The sequence below is a fragment of the Pseudomonas sp. PDM31 genome (genome assembly GCF_019218965.1).
Classification (GTDB): domain Bacteria; phylum Pseudomonadota; class Gammaproteobacteria; order Pseudomonadales; family Pseudomonadaceae; genus Aquipseudomonas.
Genome location: NZ_JAHUWS010000013.1, coordinates 82,951 through 95,741, shown reverse-complemented (window position 1 = coordinate 95,741; position 12,791 = coordinate 82,951). Strand labels below are relative to the sequence as shown.

General features: G+C 57.2%; 13 protein-coding genes. 7 read left to right on the top strand and 6 right to left on the bottom strand.

Annotated elements, in window-relative coordinates:
- Positions 1-99 precede the first annotated feature (99 nt).
- Positions 100-672, bottom strand: coding sequence for an antibiotic biosynthesis monooxygenase (locus KW839_RS22980; protein ID WP_060543009.1), 573 nt, complete (start codon positions 670-672; stop codon positions 100-102).
- 212 nt (positions 673-884) lie between these two features.
- Here KW839_RS22980 and KW839_RS22975 point away from each other — a divergent pair, with 212 nt between their 5' ends.
- The gene (locus KW839_RS22975) at positions 885-1,844 is read left to right on the top strand and encodes a MerR family transcriptional regulator (protein ID WP_218425604.1); all 960 of its coding nucleotides are present in this window, start codon (positions 885-887) and stop codon (positions 1,842-1,844) included.
- Between the two features lie 3 nt (positions 1,845-1,847).
- Here the strand turns inward: KW839_RS22975 and KW839_RS22970 are convergent, their stop codons facing one another.
- The gene (locus tag KW839_RS22970) at positions 1,848-2,453 is read right to left on the bottom strand and encodes a hypothetical protein (protein ID WP_218425603.1); all 606 of its coding nucleotides are present in this window, start codon (positions 2,451-2,453) and stop codon (positions 1,848-1,850) included.
- Positions 2,454-2,507: 54 nt separating this feature from the next.
- Positions 2,508-2,984 carry a PAS domain-containing protein gene (locus tag KW839_RS22965; protein ID WP_218425631.1) on the bottom strand — a complete coding sequence of 159 codons (477 nt, stop codon included), beginning with the start codon at positions 2,982-2,984 and terminating at the stop codon, positions 2,508-2,510.
- A 103-nt stretch (positions 2,985-3,087) separates the two neighbouring features.
- Between KW839_RS22965 and KW839_RS22960 the strand changes: the two genes are divergently transcribed.
- The 4 genes from KW839_RS22960 to KW839_RS22945 all read left to right on the top strand — a co-directional run bounded on the left by KW839_RS22960 (position 3,088) and on the right by KW839_RS22945 (position 6,508).
- A complete protein-coding gene (locus KW839_RS22960) occupies positions 3,088-3,543 on the top strand; it encodes a flavodoxin (RefSeq protein WP_060543013.1) in 456 nt (151 codons plus the stop codon).
- Positions 3,544-3,772: 229 nt separating this feature from the next.
- Positions 3,773-4,549 (top strand): class II aldolase/adducin family protein, encoded by a 777-nt coding sequence (locus KW839_RS22955; RefSeq protein WP_371318102.1) that lies wholly within the window; start codon positions 3,773-3,775, stop codon positions 4,547-4,549.
- Positions 4,549-5,451, top strand: a complete 903-nt coding sequence (locus KW839_RS22950; RefSeq protein WP_218425602.1) for an alpha/beta fold hydrolase — start codon at positions 4,549-4,551, stop codon at positions 5,449-5,451. Before KW839_RS22955 ends, KW839_RS22950 begins: the two co-directional genes overlap by 1 nt.
- A 145-nt stretch (positions 5,452-5,596) precedes the next feature.
- Positions 5,597-6,508 (top strand): SDR family oxidoreductase, encoded by a 912-nt coding sequence (locus KW839_RS22945; protein WP_060543016.1) that lies wholly within the window; start codon positions 5,597-5,599, stop codon positions 6,506-6,508.
- Between the two features lie 48 nt (positions 6,509-6,556).
- Here the strand turns inward: KW839_RS22945 and KW839_RS22940 are convergent, their stop codons facing one another.
- The 3 genes from KW839_RS22940 to KW839_RS27755 all read right to left on the bottom strand — a co-directional run bounded on the left by KW839_RS22940 (position 6,557) and on the right by KW839_RS27755 (position 8,871).
- Positions 6,557-6,814, bottom strand: a complete 258-nt coding sequence (locus tag KW839_RS22940; RefSeq protein WP_218425601.1) for a hypothetical protein — start codon at positions 6,812-6,814, stop codon at positions 6,557-6,559.
- Positions 6,811-8,409, bottom strand: coding sequence for an S-type pyocin domain-containing protein (locus KW839_RS22935; protein WP_256352803.1), 1,599 nt, complete (start codon positions 8,407-8,409; stop codon positions 6,811-6,813). The genes KW839_RS22940 and KW839_RS22935 overlap by 4 nt, the downstream gene beginning before the upstream one ends.
- Before the next feature lie 168 nt (positions 8,410-8,577).
- On the bottom strand, positions 8,578-8,871 hold the full coding sequence (locus KW839_RS27755; RefSeq protein WP_256352802.1) for a hypothetical protein: 294 nt from the start codon (positions 8,869-8,871) through the stop codon (positions 8,578-8,580).
- A 639-nt stretch (positions 8,872-9,510) separates the two neighbouring features.
- Between KW839_RS27755 and KW839_RS22930 the strand changes: the two genes are divergently transcribed.
- Positions 9,511-11,304 (top strand): DUF1302 domain-containing protein, encoded by a 1,794-nt coding sequence (locus KW839_RS22930; RefSeq protein WP_060543018.1) that lies wholly within the window; start codon positions 9,511-9,513, stop codon positions 11,302-11,304.
- A gap of 23 nt (positions 11,305-11,327) precedes the next feature.
- Positions 11,328-12,698 carry a DUF1329 domain-containing protein gene (locus KW839_RS22925; RefSeq protein ID WP_060543019.1) on the top strand — a complete coding sequence of 457 codons (1,371 nt, stop codon included), beginning with the start codon at positions 11,328-11,330 and terminating at the stop codon, positions 12,696-12,698.
- Positions 12,699-12,791 lie beyond the last annotated feature (93 nt).

Here is a 12,791-nt window from a genome sequence, read left to right as displayed (position 1 = left end):
GTCGTCTGAGGGAGCCAGCCTGCTCGCGATGGCGGTAGATCAGGCGCCACTGATGTTGAATGTGGCGGCCTCATCGCGAGCAGGCTCGCTCCCGCAGGTTTATCTATGATTTTGCGTGGAGGGCTCGACGTGCAAGTGGCGTGCAGGCGTGGCATTCAACCAGTTGGCCAGCAACCGGGTCGAGAGGGGAATGAAGAGGTACACCATCATCGGCGTCAGGCACAGGGTGCTGACTAACACCTTGGGCAGCAATGCCATGTCACTGAGCAATGGGCCCAGTACAAAGTTGAACAGCATCGATACCGGAAAAAATGCCAGCCAGATCGCCACTGCCTGTTTCCAGCGTGGCGGTCGTTGACCGGCCGCACCGAACCAGCCTTCGATACCGCTTACTCGATGTTCGGTTGGATGGGCGAACAGATCGCTGCCACGTCCGAGCCAGGCAGTGCGCGAAGCGGAGTGCTCCCAGGCGTGCAGGGTCTGCTCGTCGGCGAAGCGAAAGATGATCTGGAATTCGTCATCGTCGGGCGGCGGAGCAAGCACGCCGGAGCCGAGATAGCCGGGGAAGTCGGTGGCCAGTTGTTCGCCTTCGCGCAACCAGGCGATCAGCTCCTGATAGCGGCCATCGGCAACGCGGCGAGCAACCATCAGCGTGACGGGTGAGGTAGACATTGTGTATCTCCGTAAATACGTCTGCGATGTTCCGGGTAGGAACTTCGCCAGGCACAGCGCCGGGGTGGTGGGCTGCCTCTGGGGACTAGCAAGGACTATTCCGTATTCTACCTGTTTTCGTATTTGTTGTTTTTCGAGCAGCGATGGCTTGAATCAAAGTGGTGCAAGAGCGTTAAATGGGGGGCCGAACTACACATGGACGTAGAACGCCGATGCCCGTACTCACTGATGCTGCTTCAGGTGTACAGGTGTCCGCTTCGCTGGAACAGCAAGAGTTGTTTCCGATTCGCGAGGTGGCGCGCCTGACAGGAGTCAACCCGGTCACGCTCCGGGCCTGGGAGCGCCGTCATGGGCTGATCGTGCCCACGCGCACCGAAAGTGGGCATCGCCTGTATTCGATGACCGATATTGAGCGTGTTCGCAGTATTCTGGGCTGGATAGAGCGCGGTGTTGCTGTCAGCAAGATTGGCACGATACTGGCCAGGTCTGCTCCGTTGCAGCCATTGGCGCATCTGATTCCCAACGACCTGGTGCAAGCCGACTACGCGCAATGGCAGCAGCAGGTTCAGGCTGCCGTCAGCGCGTTTGACGAGATCCAGCTGGAGCGGATCTACGGGCAGATCTTTTCCACATATTCCCAAGCGGTGGTGTTTCAAGACATTCTGATGCCTGTCTGGAAGCAATTGCTGCATCGCCAGGATAGATTCGGCGGCTCCAGCGAGTGGCTGTTCTTCGATGGTTTCCTGCGGGATCGAGTGCTGCAACGACTGCTGTTGAATCGCGGTACAGATCCTCGAAGGGTGATTGTCGGCGCCCTGGCCGGCCAGTGCCGGGAACTGGAATTGCTGGTTGCCTCGCTGTTTCTTGGCGTAGGGCAGGCGGGAGTGCGAGTACTGAATATCGGTCAGTTGCTAGACGAACTGCCCCTGGTCTGCGAAAGGATCAGGCCCGAGGCGCTGGTGTTGTTCTCCAATCACCTGCCGGCAGCCGACTTGCCCCGGCGCTTGAACCGCCTGGCCATGAGCCTGGAATGCCGGTTGTTGCTGGCCGGGGATGCTTCTGATTTGGCGGAAGAGGAACTGGCCGGATCATCCATCGGTTGCCTGGGTCACGACGGCGATGTCATGTGCCAACGTCTGAATCAGTTCCTGGCAGGCAATCTCGATACTTGACAGTCATTGATGCAAGGCGGGGTGAGTCAGCCGATGCTGCTGCAGGATGTACTGGCGCAGGCGTTCGGTTTCGTCGGTATCACTCTGGTTCAATTGGTAGGCGTAGAAACCCTGTTCGGTTTCTTTCTCAAAGGTGCCGCGCAACGCGATCCGCTCATAGCCCGAAGGGCTGAACCACAGGGCAAAATGCTTGGGCGGTTTGGTCTTGTTGCGCACTTCCAGCAAAACCCCTTTGAACGACACTTCATGCACCCACATTGTGCCGGGTTGGCCAGTGGCGTTCTCCAGTGCCACAGGTTCCTTGAGCACCAGCCGCCATGGTCGGACCAACGGCCCGTCTTCATAAATGGCAGGAACACCAAGGCGTAAATGCAAGGCATGGAATTCGTCTTCCACCAGGTGCAGGGGGAAGGCTATTTGCTGGTTTTCGAAACTCGCCTGAATGGTCACCTGTTCATGCGCTGCCAGCCGGGTGAGCAAGTCACGGATTTGCGATCCACCGTTGACGAGCAGGCTCGACGTTGCATCCCGCACATTTAGCTGCGGGTTGTGTTGCATGGTCTGGATGAAATCCAGCTCATCCTGGGTCAGGAGCGCGTCACGATGCATGGTCAACTCGAAAGGTATAATTACAAAGTCATTGGTGATTATAGTTAATGACCATTAGTTCTCGGTTTTGTTTCTACCGTTCGTCGCCTGCAGTGCTGCAAGCTCAGACTTTAGCGCGGCCACCTGTGCTTCAAGCTGAACCACACGCTGTTGCGCCTTGACCTGAGCGGTGACGTCTTTCTGCACGCCGACGAAATAGGTTTGTCCGTCGTTGGGGTTCTTCACCGTCGAAAGGGACAATTCGTTCCAGAACGGCGTGCCGTCCTTGCGGTAGTTTCTGAGGATTTCCCGGCAGGATCCTTGGCCTTTCAGCGCGGCGCGAATAGATGTCAGCGCTTCCTGATCCCGGTCGCCGGACTGCAGAAAGCGGCAGTCCTGATAGAGGATTTCTTCACTGGTGTAGCCTGTCAGGCGTTCGAACGCCGGGTTGACGTAAATCAGGATGTTGTCTTGATCGCCTTCCTTTTCGGCAATCACGATGCCGTCGTTAGAGGCATTTATGACCATCTGCAAAAGCTGCGCGTTAATCATCGTGGCATCCATTCGTGATTGATTGTCGATTGCATTCTAAAAGAACATTCAACAGCGTGCTGTTAATATCCCGGTCCTCTACTTGGTATCAGGATTCAGATTGATGAAAGTCGCCATCATTTCCGGCTCGGTCTATGGCTCGGCGGAAGAAGTTGCCCGCCACGCAGCGAGCATTTTGCAAGCCGCCGGTTTCGACACCTGGCACAACCCGCGAGGCACGCTTGCAGACGTTCTGGCCTATGGCCCGCAAGCCTTTCTGGCAGTGACTTCGACCACAGGCATGGGCGAGTTGCCGGACAACCTGCAACCCCTGTATTCGACGATTCGTGACCAGTTGCCCGCCGCCTGGCGTGGCCTGCCGGGCGCCGTGATCGGATTGGGTGATGCCAGCTATGGCGATACGTTTTGCGGCGGCGGCGAACTGATGCGGGAATTGTTCAGCGAGATGGGCGTTCGTGAAGTCGTACCGATGCTGCGTCTGGATGCCAGCGAAAGCGTGACCCCGGAGACGGACGCCGAGCCTTGGCTAGCCCAACTGATCAGCGCCTTGCAGGGCTGAGAGACACCCAATTGCAGAAGCAGTCATGGTTCTGGCGGCCAGGCATTCACTGCCCACCTGACCATGACTGGCGTCGGTACTTTGACACCGATGCGGTTTCCCACAGCGACTGACTCGCCGGGCCATCAAGCTGGCTGCCAATGCAACTACACGAACCCTGCGGGGGACTAGACTCGGTAATCATTGGATACACACCATAATAAAAAGACCGAGGTTTCTGGCCGTGTACATAGCTCCAGTCTTATCCCCCAATCGTGTAAAAGACCGGGTCAGTGCAGCCGAGTGGCAAACTCGCGTCGACCTCGCTGCCTGTTACCGACTGGTAGCGCAGCATGGCTGGGATGATCTGATTTTTACCCACATCTCGGCAAAGGTGCCGGGCACTGAAGACTTCCTGATCAACCCGTTCGGGCTGATGTTTGACGAAATCACCGCATCGAGCCTGGTCAAGGTCGATCAGGCGGGCAACAAACTGATGGACAGCCCCTACGAGATCAATCCGGCGGGGTACACCATCCATAGCGCGGTGCATGAAGTGCGACACGACGTCGTTTGCGTGTTGCATACCCATACGGCGTCGGGTGTCGCCGTATCGGCGCAGAAACAGGGCATTGTGCCAATCAGCCAGCAGGCACTGTTTGTTCTTTCCAGCCTGGCTTATCACCCCTATGAAGGTGTCGCACTCAACCATGAAGAAAAAGCGCGGTTGCAGGCCGATCTGGGCGAAAACAACTTCCTGATGTTGCATAACCACGGTTTGCTGACCTGCGGCAGCACCATCGCCGACACGTTTCTGATGATGTTTACCTTCCAGCGCGCCTGTGACATTCAGGTCATGGCGCAAAACGGCAGTGCCGAACTGATTGCCATCGAGCCACAGGTTCTGGCCGGTGCCAAGGCGATGATTGCTGGCGTTACCCGAAGTGCTCAAGGAATGGGCGGAGCGTTGGCCTGGCCGGCGCTGCTGCGCAAACTCGATAAACTCGACCCGGGTTACAAACTCTGATGGAACTCCCCGAGATCCCGCTGTGTGTCTGGCGCAAACGCAGCCAGATGTTTGAATTCCGCGGGCAGGCCATCCGCTACTGGACGGCAGGTCAGGGCGAGCCCCTGCTGCTCATTCATGGCTTTCCTACAGCCAGTTGGGACTGGCACTACCTTTGGCAGCCGCTGGCCCAGCGTTTTCGTGTGATTGCCTGCGACATGTTGGGTTTCGGTGATTCCGCCAAACCGGTGAACCATGAATACAGCCTGCTGGAGCAGGCGGACCTGCAAGAGGCGCTACTCGCGCATTTGAAGGTCGAGCAAGCGGTGCACTTGTTGGCCCACGATTATGGCGACAGTGTGGCGCAAGAACTGCTGGCCAGGCATTACGAATCGCGCGTGATGCTGGCCAGTTGCGTGTTTCTCAACGGCGGCCTGTTTCCTGAAACCCATCGTCCGGTATTGGTGCAAAAGCTGCTGCTCAGCCCGTTGGGCTGGATGATCGGCCGCGCCTTCAGCCGGGACGGACTGGTAAAGAGTTTTCGGCAGATATTCGGGCCGCACACCCGCCCCAGCGAAAGCGAGATGGATGACTTCTGGAGCCTGGTGGAAAGCCATCGCGGGCCACGGATCATGCACAAATTGATCGGCTACATCCCCGAACGACGAGTCTGGCGTGACCGTTGGGTGACAGCGATGCAGCGTGGTGAAGTGCCGTTGCGGGTGATCGATGGCGAAGTCGATCCGATCTCCGGTGCGCATATGGTCGAACGTTATCGGCAACTGATTGCCGAGCCGGACACTGTGGTTTTGCCGGGCATCGGCCATTACCCGCAGATCGAGGCTGCGGGGCAGGTGCTCAGGCACTACCTGGAGTTTCGTGATCAATTGATGTCGCAACCGCGCAAAGTGGCCTGCTCCTGAGCAGCCACAGGACCGTGTCTACTTCTTCAGTCAATCATCCCCCAGCCTTATCGCGCACCATTCAGCCTTCCTCGTGTTCATTGTGACCCGCCGCGCCGTGCCTGACACTCGGACCTATCGTCCCTAGGCCTGCTGGAGTCCCCCAATGAATGAGTCTGTGCGCTTCGAAGATAAAGTTGTGATCATTACCGGCGCAGGTGGTGGCCTGGGACGCGCCCATGCACTGCTGTTCGCCAAGCAGGGCGCCAGGGTTCTGGTCAACGATCTCGGCGGCTCGGCCCAGGGCGAGGGCGCCAACGCTTCGGCGGCAGACCGGGTAGTCGCGGAGATTCGCGAGGCCGGCGGCATCGCCGAGGCCAACCACGACTCCGTCACCGATGGCGACAAACTTGTGCAACACGCCCTCGACGTTTTTGGCCGGGTCGACGTGGTGGTCAACAATGCCGGGATCCTGCGCGACAAGACCTTCCACAAGATGGACGACGCCGACTGGGACCTGGTTTACCGCGTCCACGTCGAAGGGGCCTACAAAGTGACCCGCGCGGCCTGGCCGCACATGCGTGAGCAAAACTACGGTCGGGTGATCTTCACTGCGTCCACCTCGGGCATCTACGGCAACTTCGGCCAGTCCAACTATGGCATGGCCAAACTCGGCCTCTACGGCCTGACCCGCACCCTCGCCATCGAAGGTCGCAAGAACAACATTCTGGTCAACGCCATCGCCCCGACCGGCGGCACCCGCATGACCGAAGGCCTGATCCCGCCGCAAGTGTTCGAGCAACTGAAGCCGGAACTGGTCAGCCCGCTGGTGGTGTACCTGGCCAGCGAGAACTGCCAGGAAACCTCCGGCCTGTTCGAAGTCGGCGGCGGCTGGATGGGCAAGGTTCGCTGGGAACGCAGCCTGGGGGCAGGGTTTGATCCGCGGGTTGGATTTTCGCCTGAGGACGTGGCTGCCCATTGGCAGCAGATTTGCGATTTCGAAGGGGCGGCGCATCCGAAGGACAATATTGAAGCGTTGAAAGAGATGATGGGGAATTTGCAGAAGTATTCGTTGTAAGAGCGCGAGGCCCCAAGCCGGCGGAAGCAGCTTGGGGCATCATCTAAATCAGCCGTATCGTTTTTCTGTAACGAATGTTGGAGGGGTCCAATTAGGACCTTTAGTAGCCAATCCCTTTTCTCCTTTTACTAATACACCTTTTTCGAATAGTCGTTTATAGGCGAGTTGAAGCTCCCCATGCCTAATGGTATCGGGTTTGTAGCGACTGATCATCATGTCTAAATATGGTGGAGTCTTAATTAATGCGAAGACAGTAACGATATCATCCAAGGATTCATGGTTAACAAGCTGCTCAATATTGCTCATTTCCACATCTCCTTCAGAAATTTTTGGTAATCACGTTCATCCTGCTCCGCGGCAGCTGCTAGTGCTTCTGGTGTATAGAGTAGGGACGGGTCATCTTTCAATTTGAAGTCTTCCAATGTCGCAGTATGAACATTGTTCCATACGGGAGAGTCAGGATCTGGCATTTCAGTATCTCCATACCCCAGAGCTTTGAATCTTTCAAATTCTCTGATTTCGTGAGTATAGAAGCGTCGGTCGATGTCGGTCATCTCAAGCTCTCCACCGAGAATTCGGTCCAGCCGCTCGATCATCACCTTATTGGCATCGGACTGAAGAAATTTAGACGTATGTAATTTCACGATGTTGGTTCCTTCTTGTGAAGCGATTGCATCCGTCCACTCCATATTCACAGCAGGCCCACCCGCTTGCTCGGGGTTGAAATCGCGGCCGCTGTGCTCACCTTCGACAACAGCACCGTCATAGGGGCTATTGAACACCACATACTGAGGTGGAATACCCGACTCGATCGGGAAATCGTAGATGACACCTCCAAAGCTATAGAGATCCAGTTTCGGATTTGGATCTATCCTTCCTTCGAGGGCGGTTACAGTCGCACCGGTGTAGAGGCTAACGTTCGGTTGCTCCACCGGAAACGCAGTTGACGCATTGCCCGGTTTGACAATGGGCGTCCAAGTCATGCCGCTGGACGACGCGTTCGGGATGTCGGTCCGGTAAACGTTTAGATCGGGATCGTAGGTGGCAAGGCGTACCGGAACTTTACGAGGCACAGTGTTGCCGTTCGTGGCCGCAACGGAAAACTCTGTGGTGTTTTCCACTGCTCGGGAGCCGATCGCGACCTGCAGTGCGATCTCCCCGTTGGCTCGTGCGATGGCATGCAATTCTTCGGTGTTGTACGGTGTAAGATCTGAAAGCGGGACGCTCAGGGCTTTCGGTTCGTTGTTATCCCGCAACGCGTAGTAAACAAGCGCTGCAACGCCAACGACTATCACCGCGCCTGACGCGATCCCGACGGCCGCTGCCGAAGCACTAATGGCAGCGACGGCTGCCGAGCGCAGAGCAGTCCGGATCGCAAGGGTGGTTGCGGCATCGACTGCCAGGGTTCCTGCTGCAACGGTGAACACCGGACCGCTCGCCGCCGCCGCGCCCGATACGGGAAACGGGCGAAGGCCTTGGGCGGCATTCAGCGACTCCATTGCTTTGCGTTTGGCTTCTTCGTCGGCTAGCCGTTGATTTTCCTGGCGCAGCTCCTCGGCTTGACGCTGTAGTTCGGCCTCGGCAACCAGACGTGCCTGTTCAGCAGCGATGTAACGAGCGGCAGCCTCAGCAGCAATTCGGGCTTGCTCCGCTTCTGCCAATGCGGCTAACCGGGCCTGCTCTTGCGCAAGGGCTAGTGCTTCAGATTCCGCCCTGATTCGTGTCTGTTCAGCGGCGACACGTTGAGCTTCTGCTGCCGCGGCTGCTTGCGCCTGATCATTGGCCTGGACGGTGGCCAACCACTTATTCACTTCAATTTGTTGCTGGTTGAGCATCTGAATCGATTGCGTTAACAAATTTGCTTCGTGGGCAGCTCTATACGACACGGCCCAGCTCTGCATCGCTACTCCTTTCGGGCTAACGTTACTATCGATGCTCTTCGCTTTTTTAAAAAAATCATGAAAGTCTTTATTGAGCGGGTTATCCCCAAAGAACTGATGGGAAAGTACCGTTTTCTGGTGAGCTTCAGCAGTCTTCCTGGCAATGAGGGTATTGCGTACACCTAACTCTCAAATTATTGCTTGTGCAGGAGGAAGGGGCTCAGTGGGGCCTTCTAATCGTGTTGCGGCCAGATCTTGCTCAATGGATTGCGCCAATTGCTCTGCGCGTGTTTGAAACTCCTGAGCAGTTTTCATGCTGTGAATATTGTATGCCCGTGAATTGATTAATACGTTGTTGGGGATGCCAAACATTCCACCGTGAGGGATGTTTGGTGATGTTCCGCGAATTATGGACGTGTTGGGAGGTGCTATTGCTGTGGTATAGATAGCTTCAGTTAATTCGAATGGTGGGGGCTTCTGCATATTCATGTCCTTTTGAATGTGCTTGATGAGTCGCTGAGCATTAAATGCGTGAGGGTGGCTGGTAAAGGCCTTGTCACCCGCTAATGTTTGATCTACTTCAATTTACAGCAGAATCGCGGCAATTGATCTGAGAACAATGTAAGTCATTGCGTGCGGAGTAAAAGAGGTTGCACGCAATGTTGATAGTGTTTTGAAATACTCGATCAAAGGCCGGTTTTCGAAGTTCTGATCGAGTTGTAATCCTAAATATTACTCAGCAAATGCACCGTCCATAAAAAAGGCCGCTGCAAACGCAGCGGCCAAAGTAAGACGTTTGATCAAGGAGCAACAAATCAACGTCAGTGCACACAGGGCGATAAACCGAAGTCTTCAGTTCATCCGAAATCTGTCAGTAACGACCCGAGTCGTTACGTCCTGCGCTCAGGCGGTTTACCGTGAGCGCACAAAAAGCATAGACCCCGAATCCTCCAGGAAAAATACCGATTCCGGACATGCACTGTTGCAGCCCGGGCAACAGTCGGCGAAATCCATTGCTCAGTCATCCTTTCGAGCTACACCGCGAATACCTCCTTGGTGCGCTTATCGACCCCGGTACCCGGCAGTAGGGTGAAGCCTTCTGTCACTCACCGGGGAAGACGCATGACAAAAACAACAATGCGCGCCATCTTCACACCGCAGGCCTTGGCGGCTGCGGTGGCTTTGGGTTGCTGTGCCCAGGCACAGGCCATTTCATTCAACATCGGCGAGATCGAGGGGACGTTCGACTCTTCACTCTCGGTCGGCGCGAGTTGGGGGATGCGGGACGCGGATGACGCGTTGGTGGGCACGGTCAATGGCGGCAGTGGTCAGGCCTCGACCGGTGACGACGGGCGACTGAACTTCAAGAAGGGTGAAACCTTCTCGAAGATTTTCAAAGGTATTCATGACCTCGAACTGAAGTACGGCGACACCGGTGTCTTCGTCCGTGGCAAGTACTGGTACGACTTCGAGTTGAAGGACGAAGATCGTGAGTTCAAGCCGATCAGCGATCACAATCGCAAAGAGGGCGCCAAGTCGTCCGGGGGGCAGATCCTCGATGCCTTCGTCTATCACAACTATTCCATCGCCGATCTGCCCGGTACGTCGCGAGTCGGCAAGCAGGTGGTCAGTTGGGGGGAAAGTACTTTCATCGGCAACTCGATCAACAGCATCAACCCGGTCGACGTGTCCGCGTTTCGCCGCCCGGGTGCCGAGATCAAGGAAGGCCTGATTCCGGTCAACATGCTGTTCGCTTCCCAGGGCCTGACCGACAAATTGACGGTCGAAGGCTTCTACCAGCTGGAGTGGGACCAGACCGTCGTGGATAACTGCGGCACCTTCTTCGGCGTCGATGTGGTGGCCGACGGTTGCAACAAGGGCTACACCGTCGGCAACCCGGCCATTGCACCGTTGCAGCCAATTGCCGCTGCGTTTGGCCAAGGGTTCGAAGTCACCCGCGAAGGCGTGGTCGTGCCCCGTGGCGGCGACCGCGATGCGCGGGATTCGGGGCAGTGGGGTTCGGCGCTGCGCTGGTTGGGGGATGACACCGAATACGGTCTGTACTTCATGAACTATCACAGCCGCACACCCAATGTCGGCACCACCACCGCCGGGGCCGGGACGCTGGCGAGCATTCCGGGGATCGTCGCTACCGCCAACCGTATCGCTCCCGGCACAGGCTCGGGGCTGGCGCAAAGCGTGATGCTCGGGCGCGGCCAGTACTACCTCGAGTACCCCGAAGACATTCGCCTGTATGGCGCGAGCTTCTCCACCACGTTGTCGACCGGTACCGCCTGGACCGGCGAGATCAGCTATCGCCCCAACGCCCCGGTACAGGTCAACACCAACGACTTGACCCTGGCGTTGCTCAATCCGATCGCCGGCGGTGCGGCGTCACCGATTGCGACCTCGCCCGGTGCCGACAACAAAGGCTATCGCCGCAAGGAAGTGACGCAGATCCAGAGCACCCTGACACACTTCATCGATCAAGTTGCAGGTGCCGATCGCCTGACCTTGGTGGGTGAGGCCGCAGTGGTCCGGGTCGGCGGACTGGAGGGGCGCAGCAAACTGCGTTACGGCCGCGATTCGGTGTACGGCCAGTACGGCTTCGGCGGTGACACCGATGGCTTCGTCACATCGACGTCATGGGGTTATCGCGCCCGGGCCATCCTCGACTACAACAACGTCATCGCCGGGATCAACTTGAAGCCCAACCTCTCATGGTCCCACGACGTCGCTGGTTATGGCCCCAACGGTCTGTTCAACGAAGGCGCCAAGGCGGTCAGCCTCGGCGTTGATGCGGACTACCGCAATACCTACAGCGCGAGCCTCAGTTACACCGACTTTTTCGGTGGTGATTACAACGTCCTCGAAGACCGTGACTTCGTGGCATTGAGCTTTGGCGTGAACTTCTGATCTGGCTGAAAAGGATAATTGCAATGCGCAAGATGATTCTGCAAATCGGCAGTGTTCTGGCCCTGAGCTTGCTGGCCGCCAATGTGATGGCCGCGGTATCGCCGCAGGAGGCCGACAAGCTCGGTACCAGCCTCACACCCGTAGGCGCCGAGAAGGCCGGCAATGCCGCTGGCTCGATTCCGGCCTGGACCGGTGGCATCGCGAAAAACGCCGGCGCCGTGGACAGCAAGGGTTTCCTCGCCGACCCGTTTGCCAATGAAAAACCGTTGTTCATCATCACGGCAGCGACCGCCGACAAGTACAAGGACAAGCTCTCTGACGGTCAGCTCGCGATGTTCAAACGCTATCCCGAAACCTACAAGATCCCGGTTTACCCGACTCACCGCACCGTGGCCCTGCCGACGGAGATCTACGAGTCGGCCAAGCGCAGCGCGCTGAACGTGACCCCGATCAACGACGGTAACGGGCTGGCCAATTTCACCGGCAACCGCTACTACGCCTTCCCGATTCCGAAAAACGGCGTGGAGGTGATCTGGAACCACATCACCCGTTATCACGGCGGCAATCTGCGCCGTACCATCACCCAGGCAACACCACAATCGAATGGTGATTTCACTGTCATCCGCTTCAAGGACGAGGTGGCCGTACCGTCGTTGCTGGGGGATCTGAAGCCTGGAAGTGATGAAAACGTCCTCAGCTATTTCAAGCAGGAAGTCACCGCGCCGGCGCGGCTGGCGGGCAACGTGTTGCTGGTTCACGAGACCCTCGATCAGGTCAAGGAGCCGCGCAAGGCCTGGATCTACAACGCCGGCCAGCGCCGGGTACGACGTGCGCCACAAGTGGCGTATGACGGTGTCGGCACCTCGTCGGACGGGTTGCGCACCACCGACAACTTCGACATGTTTTCCGGGGCGCCGGATCGCTACGACTGGAAGCTGATCGGCAAGAAGGAAATGTACATCCCCTACAACAGCTACAAACTCGATTCGCCAAGCCTCAAATACACCGATGTGATCAAGGCCGGGCATATCAATCAGGACCTGACCCGCTATGAACTGCACCGGGTCTGGGAGGTCGTCGCCACAGTCAAACCCAACGAACGGCACGTATACGCCAAGCGGCACATGTACATCGACGAGGACAGCTGGCAGGTGGCCCTGGCCGATCACTACGACGGGCGTGGCCAACTCTGGCGAGTCGCCGAAGGGCATGCGCAGTTCTACTACGATCACCAGGTGCCGGCCTACACCGTCGAAGCCTTGTATGACCTGATCGCCGGTCGCTACATTGCCTTGGGGATGAAGAACGAAGAGAAGCGCAGCTTTGAGTTCAACATCGATGCCAAAGCAGGGGACTACACACCGGCAGCCTTGCGGAGTACGGGCGTGCGGTAGTTTTCCTACATCGTTTGCACAAAAGGGTGACTTTTCGGTCACCTTTTTTATAGCGGGCGATCAGTGTGTTGAATACTTCTTCACCAAGCGCTC